Here is a 16,481-nt window from a genome sequence, read left to right on the forward strand (position 1 = left end):
AGAACGACTGACCCGACGTCAAACCGCCGAGCCAGGCACTGCCGTCCCACCAGCACGACGGCTGCGGGCTCCTTCTGCGGTAGCCGTTCGAGCACCCCGCACGGCCCCATCGGGGTACTACCGTGCCGACCACTGCCAACCACCCGCGCAGGGCTGATCGGAGTGATGAACCAGTGATCCTTGCTGAAGCCGAGCGCGCTGTCAGCGACTGGCTGGTCGAGCCGCGGCAACGCGGATCGGTGCTGCCCCTGCGCTGAGCCGCCGGGGTGGGCAAGAGCGAGCTGCTGGGCAGGATTCGCGAGCGGTTTCCCTCGTCCGTCCTCGTGGACTGCCGCGGCCTGACCATGGATGAAGTGGCCCGTGGACTTCTCACGGAGTTCGGCGTCGATGTCGGAGGACTTCGGGGACAGGACCCGCTGTTCGACGCCGTCGTGAAGGTACGCGGTGATGCCATTGTCCTGCTGTCCAATGTGCAATGGTCCGGCCCCTTGTTCACATCGAGCGAGCCGGATCGCATCGCCGGCCCATTGGCCACTGCGTTCGGTGCACACAGCCGTGGGTGCGTACGTGTGGTCGTCGAGGCCGACTCTGCTCGTAGCCGGGTGCACATCCGCCGCCCGAACGAGATCGTCCTGGACGAAGAATCCGATGGGGCGAATGTCGCGGCACTGCTCACATCCCACCCTCAGCTGCGCGCGCTTGCTGCGTCCGAAGTACACGAAACCCCACTGGCAATCTGGGAGTTCCTCTGCTCCGTGCTGGGGATGCCCACCCAAGAGATTTCCCTTCGCCGGCTCGCGCAACAGCTCCCCGAGGTAGTGGCGGTGCAGGAGACGGCCGCCGGCCTCAGTGCGAAGCTCGTATCCGATGCGCTGAAGTACGGCATCAGGTCGCACAGCGCACTGACCCCCGCCGAGCAGGTCTCCATAACCGAGGCCCTGCTCGCCTCCACGCGCACCTCCCCGGCGGCCCCCGCCTCCGCCGACGCAGCTGCCCGTGTGCGTGCCTACGGAGCTCGTGCCGCCGCTGTCCACGCGGCCCTGGGCGGCGCCCTGCCCCGGCTTCTGGACGAACAGCCGGAATTCGTGGCCCTCTGCGACCGGATCGGACTGCTGGAGGGGATCGCCCGGGCCTGGCCGGAGGGCGTGCCCATGGGAGGCATCGCCGCCGACGCGCACTACCTGGATGCGGAAGGCGTAGCACCACAGTCCCAGGGCGAATGGCTGGCCTGGCTGCACTGGGCTGCCGTGAACCGCGGACGTACCGAGTGGGCGGACGCACTCGCTGACTCTGCCGTGCGGCTGCCCTGGCGCACCTCGTGGTCGCGGTGGCGTCCGTACGGCGTTTTCGGGAAGCACCCCGGGACGAGCGGGGCTGTGGATTACGTGGAGCTCGGCCTCAACGACGGCCTCCCCGTGGTGACCACTCAGCGCGAGTTGCCACTGCCCACGGATGACGAGTTGGAGGAACCGGGCGACGAGCGTTATGTGGAACGGGTGTGGAGTCTCACGGACGGTACGGAGCTCGCAGTCCCATCGGTGGTCGACGTCTTCCTCGACGACAGTGGAGATGTAGACCGTGTGGTCGGCCGTGCCGTCGACACTCACCCGGCCCCTGCGGTGCCCGCGTACGCGGAACTGCCGTGCCCCCAACTGCCCCGAAGTGTCCGGGACACGGCGCAGGCCGACGGCGATCGCTGGATACTGGGCGGCAGCGGAGGGCTCTTCGCCCTGGAGGTATTGGAAGCCAAGGCACTCCGCCGACTTGAGCCGAACGCAGTCCCTGCCGGAGCCGTCCACCCGCAAGCGCAGGCCACCCTGAGGGGTCTCGGCTTCCCCGCTCTTGACGGCGACGAGCCGAGATTCCTGACCACCGTGGCCCTTGACCGGACCGGCCTGGAAGCCACCGTGGCACGGGGTCACCAGAGGTCCGGCTACCGCTTGGGGACCTGGCTCGGTGAGGAAGTCGTCCTCAACGGTGGTTCCGGCCGCGTACTGCTGGCCTCTGCCGCCGGACCGCAGCTGCTCGGCAGCAGCCTGCGGCAGTTCATGACCTTGGTGGCTCTGTACGTCACGCTGCGTCGCAGCGATTTCCCCACCCGGTACGAGGAACGCGACGCTCGTCGTAGCCTCGCGTCCTGGGCACTGCAGATCGACCGACCGGCGGGATCTTGCGGACCTTGGAAGGCAGCATTCGAGGGACAGTCGGACGTCCCGGCATCGTTGTGACGCGGCGACCGTCAACCGGGCGCCGCCGCCCTCGCGTACCGGCGCGAGAGCGAACAGTCCGCTGACCGGTGGTCGGAGTCGGAAGAGCCCCAGGAGGCACGAGAGGCGCACCGGCCACAACGGAAGGCGACGGACGACTGTCCTGGCAGGTCGTGGACGCCGCCCAGGACATGAAACCGAGTTTCTCGGGCGTCATTTCGCCGGGCATTGAGGTGTACGACCGGGAAACCCCAACGGACGCACTACGTGGCCGATGATTCGTTCAGCCGCGCGGGACCACGACCCGAGCACTGCGAACCGCACTCGGGCCGCTGGAACGAGCGCCTCAAGAGGCGAACAGGTCGAACCGTTCAGCGATCCGCGCGAGGGCATGACATTGCGGTGCAGGCCCCATGGAAGCCGATTACCGGGATCGCTCGAACAAGTCGCCGATATTCTCTGGGCTCATGCCTTGCCGACACCGAAAACCCTGGCCAGCAGATCTGACGGTAGGAAAGACCCGACGCATGAGCGCGACCCCGAACCTCGATGAAGTCGCGGCAGAACTCGCTTTGGACCGTGCGCTGCGGTGGATCGACCGTCCTCGCGACACCAGCGCCTGGCTGTGGATCGGCGGGCGTGCGGGCAGCGGCAGAACAGCACTGCTGCGCGCAGTCGTTGCCCGACATCCGGCCGCGGCCCACGTCGACTGTGCCGGCAGGTCAGCGGAGGAGGTGGCCCGGGAGTTGGCGAAAGCCCTTGGCATCGCCGCCCCGGACTCCTTCGACGACAACTTCGGCTCCGCGGCCCGCCGGATCAAGGGCGATCCCGTGGTCGTGCTCACGAACACACAGTGGGCGGGCCGGCTGCGCACCTCGCGCGAACCGGAGCGTGTGATCGATCGGGTGGCACGGGCGCTGATCACGTTCCGTCCGCGCGGGCTGCGGATGCGCCTGCTGGTCGAAGTGGACGATGCCCCGGGAAGGGCCGACGAGTTGGGCGGACGGCATCTCACCCTGCAGGGGGGCTTCGAGAGCATGCCCGCCTTCGCCGAGCAGGCCGAGGATGCGGCCCTGACGTCCGCTCTTGATGCGCTGGCGTTGGCCGAGCACCGTTTCGTTCCCCTCCCCGTGTGGTCCATGCTCTGCTCCGCCCTCGGACAAGACGTCCCCGAGTCCCGGCTGGAGTCGCTGCTCGGCGAGCCGATGGCCGGAGACTGGCTCCGCCGGACGGGCGACGGGACCGGCACTCCCCTTATCTCCTTCCAACAGGAGGCAGCGGCCCGACGACTGCGTACGCAGATGCCCGCCGAGGAGGCCAGGTCCTGGCACGCGCGCGCAGTCACCGCGCTGTCTGCCGCAGACGCCTCCGAGGCGACGCGCTGGTACGCCGAACGCGCCCTGGCCGGTCACGCTGGCCGGTCACGCTGCGGCAGCCGGCCAGTTCGAGGCATTCCTCAAAGACGCGGCAGCAGTCGTCGGGTGCGGCCACGAGACGCTCTTCGAGGCGTTCGAGGCCGCGTTCCATGGACGGCCGATCCCGCAGGGATGTGCCGGGGCCCGCCTCCACTACCTGGCGCGCCGCGGCGTTCAGCCGTCGTCCCGAGGTGAGTGGCTGGCGCTGTTGCATCTGGCCCTGATGCAGGCCGGACCGGCGGAGGAAGCCGCCGCCGATCTACTCCTGTCGTCGGCCGACCCGGGGCTCCTGCCCTGGCGGACACTCTGGGCCGAGGGCGTCGGGGCCGGCGCGTTCGGCACGGACGCGGTGGTCAGGCGCCCGATCGTCCGGACACTGCAGATCGTGCGCACCCCGACCGGCGATCTGGTCACAGCCCGCACGCGCCGCGACCACATCGGCACCTGGGATCTGGTCACGGGCACACCACGAGCCGATCCCGGTGAGGCCGCGGACGCGTCCGGCACCATGCGGGCGGATCAGGGGCCCCGAGGGTGGCGCCCCGCCGGTGCCGCCGACGGGGAAGTGGATCTGCCCCGCATGCCCCGGTACATCCGTCGAGCCACGCGCTCGGGCCAGCACATCGCTCTGGCAACCATGGACGGGGTTTGTGTGGTCGAGATCAACCAGAGCGCCGGCCAGGAGGGCACATCAGGCCTCCTCAAGCATCTGGTGGGCACCGACACGACGCTTGCTCGGGCCGACCTGCCCGCCCGGGCACTGGCCCCCACGACCGATTGGCTGACGGACGTCTTCGGATCCGCGGCGGTCAGACGGTTCCCGCAGGAGAGCCTGTCGGCCGCGCTCTCCGACGTCGGTGCGCGCACCTTTCTTTCCGAAGTCGGCTTCCCCTGTGTCACCGGCTTCCTCGAACTCGATACCACCGGCCTTGAGGACACCGGCCTACACCCGGTTGCCGAGCCGTTCGGCAAACCGGACGGGACACAGTCCCCGTACTTCTCCCTCGGCAGCTGGCAAGGTGCGCGACTCCTCCTCGACGGCCGCGACGGGCGCGTGCTGCGCGACGGCCGGTCGGGGATCGAGGACGAGCCGGCCGGAAGCAGCCTCGCCCAGTTCGTCGCCATGGTCCGCCTCTACTACTGGTGGCACGCCTCCGACTGGTCGATCGAGGACACGGAGTCGGATCTACGTCACTGGTTGGACCTCATCGACCCTGCGGCCTACCAAACACAGGGCTGGCAAAGGGTGTTCGCGGACTACGACTTCGAGGACCGGATCTGACGCGCCGACCCCGGTCGTTCGGCGGCAGATTCCGCGCGCGACCGGACGAATACGAGCCGTCCACCGCAGGCGCGCCACCCTGACCGGCCTCAGCTTCCCCGCCCTCGACAAAGACGAGCCGAGATTCCCCACCTCGGCAGCCACCACACTGCGGTTGTCTGCGTGCCGTGCGGCCAGTCCCGCAACACATCGGCGTCCGTCTCGATCACCGTGATGCCGTGCGCGTTCTCGTCAGTTCTGCTCTCCGACCGGGCCCGCAAGCTCATTCTGAGGCTGGACCAGGAGTACCGGAGGATGGACCGTGAGGACGGTTACGGGGGGAGCGCAACGGCCGAGGGCTGACGGCCGCTCTTCACGCAGCCCGCTCCTGCTCCGACGGCCCCCTCCTGATCTCACTGATAACTTGCTGTTCCCATCAATTCACTCAGTGGGAAATCGATGAGCCAGCCGCCCTTCCAGCCGCCCCCGCAGCCTCCCCAACCACCGCAGCAACCACAGCAACCACAGCAACCGCCGCCCGCCTACAACCCGTACGCCCAGCCCGGTCCGCCGCAGCCGCCGGGCTTCGGAGCGCCCCCCGTCCCCGGGCAACCGCCGATGCAGGCCGGGCAGCCGTCCCCGCCCGGACCGGCCCCGATGTACGCGGCACCGTCGTACCAGGTGCCTCCCTTCGGGCAACAGCCGGTCAGGAGCGGCAATCCGGTCGGCGCGGTCCTGCTCGGGTTCCTCGTCTCCTTCGTCGTCGCGCTGCTCTTCAGCGTCCTCATCGTGGTCATAGCCAAGGACCTGACGTTCGCCACGTCCACCACCCTCTACTTGGCGCACGCGCTCCTCAACGGAGCGATCGTCGGCGCGTTGATCGGCAGCGTGGGTCATCGCAGCAACGGCGCCCGGATCGGCGGAGCCATCATCGCCGCGCTCGGCGCCTTCTTCGGCTGGGCCAACTTCCTGCCGATCTTCATCGTCAAGGAAGACGGGGGCATGGCTCTCAAGTCACTGCTGGAGTCCGAGCCCTTCTTCCCGGCCAAGGCATGGTGGATCGACGAAGCCAGCGGCGGAGTCGACTGGACCTCCCCGCTGGGTCTCGTGATCGCCGCAGCCGCCGCTTGGGGCATTGCCTACCTCGTCGGCAACAAGCGCCGTCACGTGTGACTTCTCGGCGGTCCGCCTAAGTGGAGGGCGGGGCTGTCACCGAGCCCCGCCAAAACCGCCGTCGCGCGACTGCCCGCATAGATTGTGGACGGTCGGGCCAGGATTGCTCGATCACGCCGGGCCCAAGTGGCCGTACACCCCACACCTCTGGCTCGGCATGAAGGGCCCACCCAGAGCACTTACGCCTTCTACGGCGATGCAGTTGTCTTCGCCGGCCTGTTCCGCCGTGCGCCTTCCCCCTACATTTCGACGAGGAATTCGTCGGTGTGCTTCGTCATCTGCACGTCCCTCTCCACGGTGGGTGTCCACCTGAACCGCGCACTCGGGCGCCCGAGGCTCGTGTCGTCTTCCGTCCGGTGAGCTGACAGGCTCACCCTCTTGAGGGACGCCATTCCCCGTGAAACCGGGCACACAGCACTTACGTGACATATCAAGCCGTCCCTCATATGCATGATGCCGTGACTCGCCGCTCGCCGACCGAGCGGCCACCAGGACCGTCGCGCCGCAGCTGAGGGCATGGCGTGGACCCTTGTGGCGATGCGCAGCAGGCGCTCCAGATGTGCAGAGTCGCACTCGCCTGCCCGGCAGAATCGGCGATTCCGCTCAAGGAACGTGTGACACGAGGCTCGCAGCCGCAGGGCTGGCTGCGTGTCGCGCGACAAGCACAGAGGGAGGACCTTGTGTCGGACGGGTTCTATATCGGCCACTCAGCGCTCGGAAGGTTGAGCGGCGCTTTCAAGAGAGAGGCCGATGCGCTCGGTGAGCAGTTGGCCAAGTTCAAGCCGAAGACGGATGCCGAGGCCATTCACGACGGGTTCGGGTTTCTGACGGAGTCCGAGGAAGTGACCACCGCATACATCGACTTGGCCGAGCACATGACCAAGGCGATCCGGGGGTTACAGGAACACCTCTACGACATGGCCGACAACCTCTCTGCCAACTCCCGCAACACCGCAGCCGCCGAGAATGCCTTGGCGGATCTGTTCAAGGGGAAGAGCGCATGAGTGGCGAGTCGGCCGCGGAGACCGTGTACGAAGCCGGTCTGGAGCTCTGGAACCCCGGTGGCGAGCCGGACGTGCTGCGCAACGCGGCCACCGCGTGGGGTGCGATGAGGGAAGCCCTCGACACGTTCGTCGTCCACATGGACAAGGTCGTTCGTGACGTCCACGGCGATGAGTGGCGAGGGCCGGCTGCCGATGCCTTCGTCGAGCACTGGATGGAGGTCAAGAAGTCCGTCGAGGACGCCCAACCGGCCTTCGACGAGGCGAGGAAGGGCCTGAACGAGGCAGCGGACAAGATCAAGGAGATCAACGACGAGATTCATGCGATCTACGCCGAGATCGGCGTCACGATCGGTGTCTCCCTCGCCACCTCCTTCATCACCCTCGGTTTCTCCGCCGCAGCCGGTGCCGCGAACGCGGCCCGACTTGCCGGGCAGGCGGCGGCCGCAGCCGCACGACTCGGCAGGATCCTGGCCGCGATCGCCCGTGGGTTCGCATGGCTGCGGACCTACGAGCCCTCGGGGAAGTTCCTGCAGTACGGCGTTCGTCTCGGCAGCACGTTCGCCGGCCGGACCGCGATAGAGTTCGGCAACGGAGTCGCCACCAGCATGATCAGCGGCAAGGGCCCCGAGTGGGAGAACAACCTCGTCGGCGGGATGGCAGGGGCAGGCATGGGCAAGCTTGCCGATGCGGCGCTCGGCGGAAGGCTCGGGGGTGGGATCGGTGAGTCGATCGGCGCGGGTGCCGTGGGTGGAGCGACGGGCAGCCTGGTCGGGGATGCCGTCAACGCTTCCGGTCCGTGGGCCGACAAGGATGACGTGTTCGACTGGTCGCAGTCGCTGATCGGGGCAGGGGCAGGGGCGGCCGGCGGGGGCGTCGGAGGTGGAATGGCACATGGCCCGGGATCAAGTGAGGCATCCGGCCTCCGAGTAGGTGCCACCGGTGGAGAAGGCGCTTCAGGCGGGGCGGCCGACGGAAGCGGCACAGCGGACGGTGCTTCCGGCAGGGCCGCCGACATGGGCGGAACCGGCGGGAGCAGCGGGGCTGTCGGCGCGAGCGAAGACAGTGGTGACCGGGCGACGTCGTCCGGCACCGGAGCCGATGCGGGCGGCCTGACGCAGGAGCAGCGCGACGCGATGCGTGACGAAGCCACGAGCAGCCGAGTGGGGGCAGGGTTCGGTGTGGCCGGTAACCGGCTCCAGGAGGCGGACGGCATCGAGGACGACCTGGCCGAAGGGCAGCAGAGGACGGCCCAGCGGCTCCGTGAGCACGCGAAGAACACGACTCTGGTGGACGACTTCGGATGAACGGCTCGGAAGGGACACGGACAGGAGCCATGAAGCAGGGCGACATGCGCACGCTCGGCCCGGCCGTCGTCCTGGGCAAAGTGGTGGTGTGGGGAGCATGCATCCTGATGACGGTGCTCCTCGGATGCTGGCTCTTCATGGTGAAGTCCACGTTGCGGGACGCTCTGGTGCTGGGCTGCGCGGGCGCCCTCGCAGTCCTGGCCGTCTCGGTATGGGCGTTGCGACGCGCGTCGGGCCCCTCGGAGCCCGCGCGGGTCTACCGCGCCCTCGCCGACCACCTGTCACAGGCGGGCGGGAACGACCCCGGAGAGCTGCCCGGAAGGTTGCGGGGCGCGTCCGCTCTGTGGAGCAACGAAGTCCTGGTGTTCTACGTCGGGATTTTGGCGCTGGTCCTCCCGCTCGCCCTCGGGGTGGGTGAAGCCACCCCCACCGGCAAGGCGGCGGACATCGCCTCCGCGGGCGCCGTGGTGCGGGCGTTGCCGGTGGAGTCGGTGCGGGATGTGGTCGAGGACGCACACAGGAACCGCAGCACGTACCACTGCACGGTGACGGTGACGCTGCCCGCGGCCGACGGGACCGGGCGCGGGCAGCGCATCGACTTCAGGTCGGAGTTCCCGGATCCCGCAGTGGTCGGTGGGAAGGTCTACGTCGCCTACGCCCCCGACCGACCGGAACTGGGGGCCGTGGGCGACAACGACAGGGGCGAGGTCGACCGTCGGCTGTCAGGTCGCGCCATGAGCAACTGGTGGACCTGGATTCTGGCTTCGGCGTGGCTGGTCCTCATGGCGACCATCACCTTCGGGGGTCTGGCGACCCGTAGGGACCAGCGTTTTCCGCGGCGGCTGCGCGGGAACGAACGCGTGCTGGGGGCGTGTGTCTCCGGGTACGACGGTTACGGGGCTGACAAGGCACGTATCTCCCTGGACATCGCCGATGGCGCCAATGGCCCCGTGCAGCTGCATGTCCATGCGGACAATGCCAGGTACGTGGAGACGGTGGGGCGTGCGAAAGGCCATCTGGTCTGGGTGCCCGGCCGCAACCGGCACGGGGGTCGCAAGGGGCCGCCGCGTACGGGGGCGGTCTTCGTCAGCGAGGCCGGCTGGTTCATCCCGGGCGGGCTCGCCCCGGAGTACGAGGAGTCAGCGAGCGCGGGGATCGATCACCAGGTTCCCGTCAACCCCGGAAGCGAGAGCCGATTGCTGGACCTCAACGGCTGCTGGATCCTGAGCATCTCCAACCGCTCGATGAACGTGCTCCTGCTCTGGACGCTCTGCGTCGTCGTGCTCGCGCTTCCCGTTCCCGGGGTGGCTTGGCGCTTGGTCGTCGGAATCGCCGGCACGGTTGGGCTGCTGGCATACGGCTTGTATCTCGCCGCACGGCACGACCCGGCGACCGAGAGGCAGTCGGGCGGCAACCCGGGTGCCGTGGGGTCTGCTGCCTGAGGTGGGTCCATCGGCCGGCTTGCGGGGTTGTTCCGCTCATGCCGGGCGTATGGCTGGTGGTCATGCCTGAGCTCGGATTCGGCTCGGGCATGACCTGCCGGCGTCGACGGCTGGTCCGGAACGAGGCCAGTGTCTGCCGGCATCGACGGCTGGTCTGGAACGAGGCCGGTGTCTGCCGGCGTCGACCACGGCACTGGAACGAGGCCGGTATCTGCCGGCGTCGACCACGGCACTGGAACAAGGCCGGTATCCGCCGGCGGCTGCGCGAGGTCCTGCTCGCCGAGCTGTACGCCGCGTCCCCGCTGCTCAGCGAAACGCCGGGCTGTCGCCCAGGCCCGCCAACGCCACCGCCACGCAGGCGACCATCATCGCCCAGCGCGTGTGGCCGATGCGCGCGAGCACGAAACCCCAACCACCGAGGACCACACCCACGGCATACGTGGCCACCCACACGCCGAGCGCGTCGCCCTGACCGAGGCGTACGGCGAGCAGGACCAGACAGACGACGGCGACCAACCCGGCGAACGCCGCGTACATACCCCGTGCCTGCCGCACATCGCGCCGCCGTTGTTCCGCGAGCGCCGGTCGGCCCTGGCTGTGGAACCGTGCCCGCAGTTCGTCCGCGCTCTCCCCGGACCCCAGGGGCCGCCCTCCCGTCCCGTCCGCGCTGTTCGCCGCGTCACCGCCTTGCGTTGTCATGGCAGGCGAGCATAGCGGCCGGCCGGTCGCCCGGCAGGGGCAGGACAACGGCGATCCGCACCGCGCACGGCCTCGGGCCACGTCGGCACGAACACCGGCGGCAGCGCGACGACCGCGGGGCCGAACCCCACTGCCGCAGTCCCCGGACGGATCGCTTTGCCGCCCCTGACAGCCGCCGGCAACCGTGGTGCGCATGGATGCGACTTACGATGTGCAAGTAGCCACCGAGAACCTTGCACCTCTGCCGAGCCCGGCTGCCGCGTTCCCGACACTCCGTTCGTCACCAGGGGTCCTTGCGTCTCCCGATGTCTCCTGACACCCGTTTCGGCACCCGCCCCGGAAGAACCCGTGAAGGTTGTGCGAACGAGCAAACCCCCAGCGTGGTTCCACAGTCCCGTTGGATAGCGTGTCGGCGCGATTGACGTGCGCCTGTGCAAGACAAGGGGGATGCCACGCCATGGGAGCGGGCTTCAAGGTAGACATATCCGAGCTGGACACCCTGGTCAGGGAACTTAACCGGAGCCAGGACGAGATGCGAGCGGCACTGAACGCCCTCCGCGACACCGGACCGAAGACCACGGGCAGCAAGGAACTCGACAACGCCTGCGACGAGTTCCACGACAGCTGGGACGACGCGATCACGAAGATCGCCGAGGGCACGCAGGGCATCGAGGACGGCCTGAAGAAGACCCGCGACACCTACCGGGACGTCGAGACGGCACTTCGCGACGGCTTCGCCGGGAAGGGCGGCACCCAGTGAGCAGCGACTCCTACCCCTCGCTCGGCTTCGATCCTGCTCCGGGCAGCCCCGGCAACGTGGACTCACTCGCCGCCCGCACCAAGAGGGCGGCAGCCGCGCTCGACAACGCGCAGAACAGCATCAAGCGCCTCACCGGGAACGTCACATGGGCCGGAGAGGCCGCCTCCGCCTTCTCGAAGAAGGTCGGGGAGCTGCCCCGCTACCTGAAGGACAGCCAGGAGGCGATGAGCACCGCGTCCTCGGAGCTGACGAAGTGGCGCGAGGCACTCGCCGACTACCAGCACACGGCGCGGACGTACGAGGCTCAGGCCAAGGAGGCCAAGGGGCAGGTGGCCTCAGCGGAGAAGAACAAGGACACCGCGACGAGCCGCTACAACCAGGCTGCGTCCGACCCCGCCTTCCGTCTCAGCGGTCAGTACTTCACCGGCCCCGCCCTCCAGGACGCCCAGGCGAAGATCGACGCGGCGAGCGTCCGGCTACGGCAGGCGGACGGTGAGCTGTCTGCGGCCTCGGCGCGACTCGACCAGGCCGAGCGTGAACTGGAGGAGATCATCAAGCGGGCCGAGCGCCTGCTGGAGGAGCACCAGTCCCAGGCCCGGGGCGTCGCGAGTCAGCTGCGCAAGGCGACCGAGAAGGCACCCGACCCGGGGTTCTGGGAGCGCCTGGGCGACCAGTTCCAAAAGCTCGGGCACGCCATCCAGGAATGGTGCGCCCGGCACAAGGACCTGTTGAAGACGATCGGTGACTGGCTGAGCAACATCTCCGCGGTCCTGGGCGTCCTGGCTCTGCTGACCCTGTGGTGTCCGCCTCTGTCCGGTGCCCTGGCCCTGGCCAGCGCCGGGTTCTCCGCGGGCGCGCTGCTCGCGCACGGCGCGGCCAAGATCGGTGGCGCTGACGTAGGGGTCATGGATCTCGTAGGTGACGCGGTCGGGATCATCCCCGGGGCCGGGTTCGCGAAGACGGCGGTCACCGGATCCGCGAAGGTCGCGGTGCGTACGGCGACGGTCGTGGAAGAGGGCGTGGAGCGAGTCGTCGCCAATGTCGACGACGTACAGAAGGTCCTGCGGCTGAACCGCCTCGCGGACGAGGGAGTCGCGCAGGCGGGCAACTTCACCCGCGAGGCCGGCCGCATCATGCCTGCCGCGGAAGGCCGCGTCTTCGAGGCGGCAAGCGGTGTGGGCAACCGATTGAAGCTCGCTTGGGAGAACTCGGTCGCCCATAACCTCGGCTCCACGTTCACCGAGGGCAAGCTCAACAACATGATCGCCAATGCCCCGGTACTCCGGGACCTGGACTCCCTCAAGGCGGCCATTCGCCCGGACGGCAGCCTCGACCCGCTGTCGTGGTGGTCCAGGGGGCCTCAGCTCGCCCAGTCCCTGCCCGGAACGGTCAGCGGCATCTACAACAGCGTGACCGGAGAATAGGCATGGCTTCCACACCGCACTCCCCGTCGTCCGTGGACCCCGTCCTCCCCCACCCGTCACGGCTGGGACTGGTCCTGTGGTTCATCGTGCAGTGGGTCGTCATTCCCCTGGACATCCCCATCCGGTTGGTGTGCCGGCTCGTGCTCGTGATCGGAGAGGGCGACGTGGGCTCCCTGCTGCCTGACCGCTTCGCCTTTCATTCGTTCCTGTCACCTGACAGGCTCATGCTCCGGCTGTCCCACGATGCGTCCAAGCACGAGGCGTACCTGGACAGGGAGTTCGCCCGCCTGTCGCACGAGATCGCACGGCAGGAATTCAGCCGCCGCACCAACTTCCACCACCTCGGCGCCCCCGCGCTCATGCCCGACGGCGGCTTCCTCAAGGGCCTGTGGCTGTCCCCGCGAGAGTTCCGAGGGACCCCTCTCAGCACACTCACCCGCCTCGCGTACAAGCACGGCCTGAACCTGGACGCCTCCAAGGGGCTCCGGCACGTGGCTCTGCTCCCCCAGCACGGGAAGGTCCGGTAATGCAGTCCGCCACATCAGAGCTTCATCTGGACATTCCTGGGGGTTTCTACTCCCTGGGCCTTGACCTGGCCGGCGAGGAACGCCTGGAACAACTCTGGGCCATCGCCGAGGAGGTCTGGCCGACCGGAACTGACTTCCAGCGCGAAGTCGCCTTCCACGCCTACCGCGAGATGGCCGACCACGCCTTGGCCGAGAACTCCTTCTACGCCGGCTTCTGCCTCGACGAGGCCCCTGACGGCCGCCTCACCACAGCCTCACTGCTGGCCCGCCTCGACCCACTGGACGAACCTGACGCTGAACTCTCCGCGCGCGGTCTCTTCGAGGCGCTGTCCACGAACGACAACAACACCGTCGAGGAGATCCGCGTCCCGGCCGGGCCTGGCGTTCTGGTCCTGTGCGGTGTCGAGTGGCGGTCGGATCCAGCGGACGCACGGCACCTTCTCTCCCCCTGGCCAGGGCGGACGTGTACCTGCCACTCCCCCGGATGCAGCGACTCCTGGTCCTGAGCCTCACCACACCCTCGTTGCCCGATCTCCCGTTCTACGTCTCCCTGTTGTCGAAGACCGCGCATGACCTGACGGTCTCCAGCGGCGGAGGGTCCGACGCAGCCGGGGGCGATGGAGGGGAGCAGAGGCACACCGTCACCGATCGCGTGCGGGCTGACTTCGGCTAGCGATCCGGCCACGCTCCAACCACGGCTGCGCCGCCAGGCGCCGGGCCGCCGGGGCCTTCTCCTCGCCTGAGCCGGACACCTCGGACCGTCTGGAAGTGCTCCCAAGGCGTGGCCTGGGGCCGGGCCGCCGGCCCCAGGCGCATGAACTGACGCCCACTCACATATGGCTGGTCATCGCAGGTTCGGAATGGGGTCGAGGTGACTCAACCGGAGGGTGAACGCGTCCGACATCCGGCTCCACCCGTCACCCCAGAAGCGGACCGTGCACCACGAACCGTCGACGAAGCCGATCTCATGGTCGCCGCCCACTACGTCGCTGCGATCCCGGATCCAGGTCACGTTCCGCATATCGGTGGCCCACCCCGCTTCCACCGGGCCGGGTGCGCCGGTGAAGGAACGGACGCGGGACACGTACACGATCTGCAGACGACGGTCGGTCACCTGCATCATCACGGTCGGCCGAGTCGAGGGGTTTTTCGTCCGAGGAACCAGGCTGCAGGCCAGCTGGCCGGCCATGCTGTCCCAGCCGCCGTGAAACGGCTTGCCCGGCTTCTTCTCCTCACGCTCCGTGAACGCTTCGACGAGCCACTCGATCGGGTTCCAGGAAGTGACCGTGAAGATCCTCACGAGCCAGCCCACCGGGATCCACAACCAGCCACCGAGCGTGCGGCGTTCTGATCGCAGAACGCGCGGGCGACGAAAATGTCCGGGCGACGGCGCCCGTTCGGCCAGCGTGACTCCGTTATCGGCACGCAGCACATCACCCGCCGGCACCAACGCCCTGGCCCGCTCGACCGTCTGACGGACGAAGTCCGCCCTACCCTTTCCGCTCACCCGAAATCGTCCCTCACTGTCCTCGCCGCACCCGCAGGAGTCACGCCCGTACGCTCGTCGAAACGCTGCGGATCAGGACGCTGGTGGTACTCGTAGCGCTCCTCCGCCACCCCCGGCCCGTCCTGCAGCAGACTGTCCTGGACGGCCCCCGCCGGATCCGCGCCGATGGCATCTTTGACGACACCCTTCACGCCCTTCTTGACGACCTTGTAGCCCACATACATGGCCAGGTCGTTGGGGTTGCGCACCGTGATTTCGTTGCCGAACTCGTCGCGTTTCTTGGTGCCACGGATGTAACGCCCGAGGCCCCCCTTGAAGTGCTTGGGTCCCTTACGCAGTGCATTGCGGAGCTTCATCATCTTGCGCAGCAGCTGCATGCGCTTGGCGATGTCCGACAGGGCGTCCGCCAGTTTCGCGGTGATCCTCACGGCCTTCGCCGCTCTGGAAGCGATGCCCGCAGCCGCGATGAGCGGGCCGATGGCGGCCGCGGCGCCCGCCGTCAGGAGCGAGAGGATCGCCGTGGTCGCGGCGGTCGCGAGCGCGACTTCCACGATCTCGACGATGAGCTCGAGCATCAACTGCTCGGCGGCCGCGCACTCCTGGGCCGCCATTTCGAGCAGCTCCGCCATGGTGTCCATGTCCGCGGCCTCGCCCCTGAGGGCTTCCTCGAACTCGGTCATCATGGTGTCGAACTTGCCGAAGGCCTCGCCCTGCCACTGCTGGGCGAGCGTACGGCGGTCGGCAACCAGGTCCTCGACCACACCGCGCAGTTCGTTGGCTTGCTTCCGCCACTGGATCGCGGTCTCGGCGAGGAGCTCGTTGTCCCCGCTGACCTGCTCGAGGAGTTCGTCCAGGTTGAACTGCTTGAGAATGCCCCGAATAATTTCGTCGAGAACACCGGCTAGCGGGTTGCTCCAGTCCAGGACGAAGTTGATCCGGCTCAGTGCGTCGCCGGCTGCCTGTCCCGCGCCCATCAGTTCCCCCCGCCCATCATGCCCCGGTTCTCCAGCTCCGTGTCGTCGTACGCGGCCGCGGAGTCCTTGAGCGCGTCGGCTATCGCGTACAACGAGTCGACGGCGTCGGCGAGATCGTTCCCGGATTCCTTGCGCTGAGTGTCGTAGTCGGCCTTCAGTTCGTCCGACTGAGGCAGCTTGCCGAACGTCTCCTGCGTGAGCCCCAATTGCTGGGTGCGGGCCCTGATGCTGTCGATCCGGCCGGCCGAGGCTTCCACAGCCTTCGCATACTTGCGCAAGGCGTCGCCTTCGACATCAAATCCCCCGCTCATAAGTCCCCTCACTAGTTCGGTACTTAAATGGACGCGACCGTTCCGGTAGCCGCGACGCGATCATTTCATCACGGAGACACGCTCGCCGACTCATGCCGCTTGAGCGCCGCCCGCTCAGTTCCCACAGCCCGCCGCGGCTTGGCCTGAACGGAGATAGTTGCTGCATGTACGGGCCTGGCGGCAAGCCTGGTGGCAGCAGGTGGATTCACAAGGACCCAGAGCCGCCCATCTGCGCGGCGAACGGTTCCCCGGTATGCACGGATTGCCAGCACTTGGGACCGCGGCGTGCCCACTGGAGTTCGTACGCAGACCGGCCGCTCCGGTATCCGTGGGGGCCGTCTCACACCCCAGCGAGCGAGCGCCTTGCGGGTTTGAGACGTAACTGGGCCTGCTCAGCGAATCGGGGCCTGGTCACGGGTGCGCACTGGTCATCACCAGCCACGGCTACTGGCCATGCTGGGGAGGCTGCTGGG

The 16,481-nt window shown here is 68.2% G+C and carries 15 protein-coding genes; 11 read left to right on the plus strand and 4 right to left on the minus strand.

Going from position 1 to position 16,481, the window contains the following annotated elements:
* The first annotated feature begins 266 nt into the window (after nt 1-266).
* The 7 genes from ACWCPI_RS36730 to ACWCPI_RS36760 all read left to right on the plus strand — a co-directional run bounded on the left by ACWCPI_RS36730 (nt 267) and on the right by ACWCPI_RS36760 (nt 9,806).
* The gene (locus tag ACWCPI_RS36730; protein WP_451042304.1) at nt 267-2,228 is read left to right on the plus strand and encodes an SUKH-4 family immunity protein; all 1,962 of its coding nucleotides are present in this window, start codon (nt 267-269) and stop codon (nt 2,226-2,228) included.
* 392 nt (nt 2,229-2,620) lie between these two features.
* Nucleotides 2,621-3,817: a hypothetical protein gene (locus tag ACWCPI_RS36735; RefSeq protein WP_451042305.1), complete on the plus strand. Its 1,197-nt coding sequence runs from the start codon at nt 2,621-2,623 to the stop codon at nt 3,815-3,817.
* Between the two features lie 13 nt (nt 3,818-3,830).
* On the plus strand, nt 3,831-4,904 hold the full coding sequence (locus tag ACWCPI_RS36740) for an SUKH-4 family immunity protein (RefSeq protein ID WP_451042306.1): 1,074 nt from the start codon (nt 3,831-3,833) through the stop codon (nt 4,902-4,904).
* Between the two features lie 438 nt (nt 4,905-5,342).
* Entirely contained in the window at nt 5,343-6,056 is a 714-nt protein-coding gene (locus ACWCPI_RS36745) for a hypothetical protein (RefSeq protein ID WP_451042307.1), read from the plus strand.
* Nucleotides 6,057-6,736: 680 nt separating this feature from the next.
* A complete protein-coding gene (locus ACWCPI_RS36750) occupies nt 6,737-7,060 on the plus strand; it encodes a hypothetical protein (protein ID WP_451042308.1) in 324 nt (107 codons plus the stop codon).
* Complete coding sequence (locus tag ACWCPI_RS36755; protein ID WP_451042309.1) at nt 7,057-8,364, plus strand: WXG100 family type VII secretion target; 1,308 nt, start codon at nt 7,057-7,059, stop codon at nt 8,362-8,364. The genes ACWCPI_RS36750 and ACWCPI_RS36755 overlap by 4 nt, the downstream gene beginning before the upstream one ends.
* 29 nt (nt 8,365-8,393) lie before the next feature.
* Entirely contained in the window at nt 8,394-9,806 is a 1,413-nt protein-coding gene (locus ACWCPI_RS36760) for a hypothetical protein (RefSeq protein ID WP_451042310.1), read from the plus strand.
* A 306-nt stretch (nt 9,807-10,112) separates the two neighbouring features.
* Here ACWCPI_RS36760 and ACWCPI_RS36765 read toward each other — a convergent pair whose 3' ends face one another.
* Entirely contained in the window at nt 10,113-10,505 is a 393-nt protein-coding gene (locus ACWCPI_RS36765) for a hypothetical protein (protein ID WP_451042311.1), read from the minus strand.
* A gap of 457 nt (nt 10,506-10,962) precedes the next feature.
* On the opposite strand from ACWCPI_RS36765, the gene ACWCPI_RS36770 reads away from it, so the two are divergent.
* The 4 genes from ACWCPI_RS36770 to ACWCPI_RS36785 are packed head-to-tail and all read left to right on the plus strand — an operon-like array spanning nt 10,963 to nt 13,722.
* Nucleotides 10,963-11,265: a WXG100 family type VII secretion target gene (locus ACWCPI_RS36770; RefSeq protein ID WP_451042312.1), complete on the plus strand. Its 303-nt coding sequence runs from the start codon at nt 10,963-10,965 to the stop codon at nt 11,263-11,265.
* Nucleotides 11,262-12,689 carry a putative T7SS-secreted protein gene (locus ACWCPI_RS36775; RefSeq protein WP_451042313.1) on the plus strand — a complete coding sequence of 476 codons (1,428 nt, stop codon included), beginning with the start codon at nt 11,262-11,264 and terminating at the stop codon, nt 12,687-12,689. The genes ACWCPI_RS36770 and ACWCPI_RS36775 overlap by 4 nt, the downstream gene beginning before the upstream one ends.
* Before the next feature lie 2 nt (nt 12,690-12,691).
* The gene (locus ACWCPI_RS36780; protein WP_451042314.1) at nt 12,692-13,216 is read left to right on the plus strand and encodes a hypothetical protein; all 525 of its coding nucleotides are present in this window, start codon (nt 12,692-12,694) and stop codon (nt 13,214-13,216) included.
* Nucleotides 13,216-13,722 carry a hypothetical protein gene (locus ACWCPI_RS36785; RefSeq protein ID WP_451042315.1) on the plus strand — a complete coding sequence of 169 codons (507 nt, stop codon included), beginning with the start codon at nt 13,216-13,218 and terminating at the stop codon, nt 13,720-13,722. The genes ACWCPI_RS36780 and ACWCPI_RS36785 overlap by 1 nt, the downstream gene beginning before the upstream one ends.
* A gap of 338 nt (nt 13,723-14,060) precedes the next feature.
* Here the strand turns inward: ACWCPI_RS36785 and ACWCPI_RS36790 are convergent, their stop codons facing one another.
* From ACWCPI_RS36790 to ACWCPI_RS36800, 3 genes are all read right to left on the minus strand, one after another.
* A complete protein-coding gene (locus ACWCPI_RS36790) occupies nt 14,061-14,648 on the minus strand; it encodes a hypothetical protein (RefSeq protein WP_451042316.1) in 588 nt (195 codons plus the stop codon).
* 71 nt (nt 14,649-14,719) lie between these two features.
* Nucleotides 14,720-15,697, minus strand: a complete 978-nt coding sequence (locus ACWCPI_RS36795; protein ID WP_451042317.1) for a WXG100 family type VII secretion target — start codon at nt 15,695-15,697, stop codon at nt 14,720-14,722.
* Nucleotides 15,697-16,008: a type VII secretion target gene (locus tag ACWCPI_RS36800; protein WP_451042318.1), complete on the minus strand. Its 312-nt coding sequence runs from the start codon at nt 16,006-16,008 to the stop codon at nt 15,697-15,699. Before ACWCPI_RS36800 ends, ACWCPI_RS36795 begins: the two co-directional genes overlap by 1 nt.
* Nucleotides 16,009-16,481: the final 473 nt, after the last annotated feature.

This window comes from Streptomyces sp. NPDC001920, from assembly GCF_053594495.1.

Bases quoted from the DNA above. Each gene is read 5' to 3' on its own strand.
- ACWCPI_RS36765 (WP_451042311.1), bottom strand. From the start codon at position 10,505: ATGACAACGCAAGGCGGTGACGCGGCGAACAGCGCGGACGGGACGGGA.
- ACWCPI_RS36770 (WP_451042312.1), top strand. From the start codon at position 10,963: ATGGGAGCGGGCTTCAAGGTAGACATATCCGAGCTGGACACCCTGGTC.
- ACWCPI_RS36760 (WP_451042310.1), top strand. From the start codon at position 8,394: ATGAAGCAGGGCGACATGCGCACGCTCGGCCCGGCCGTCGTCCTGGGC.
- ACWCPI_RS36755 (WP_451042309.1), top strand. From the start codon at position 7,057: ATGAGTGGCGAGTCGGCCGCGGAGACCGTGTACGAAGCCGGTCTGGAG.
- ACWCPI_RS36745 (WP_451042307.1), top strand. From the start codon at position 5,343: ATGAGCCAGCCGCCCTTCCAGCCGCCCCCGCAGCCTCCCCAACCACCG.
- ACWCPI_RS36795 (WP_451042317.1), bottom strand. From the start codon at position 15,697: ATGGGCGCGGGACAGGCAGCCGGCGACGCACTGAGCCGGATCAACTTC.
- ACWCPI_RS36800 (WP_451042318.1), bottom strand. From the start codon at position 16,008: ATGAGCGGGGGATTTGATGTCGAAGGCGACGCCTTGCGCAAGTATGCG.
- ACWCPI_RS36785 (WP_451042315.1), top strand. From the start codon at position 13,216: ATGCAGTCCGCCACATCAGAGCTTCATCTGGACATTCCTGGGGGTTTC.
- ACWCPI_RS36735 (WP_451042305.1), top strand. From the start codon at position 2,621: ATGGAAGCCGATTACCGGGATCGCTCGAACAAGTCGCCGATATTCTCT.
- ACWCPI_RS36780 (WP_451042314.1), top strand. From the start codon at position 12,692: ATGGCTTCCACACCGCACTCCCCGTCGTCCGTGGACCCCGTCCTCCCC.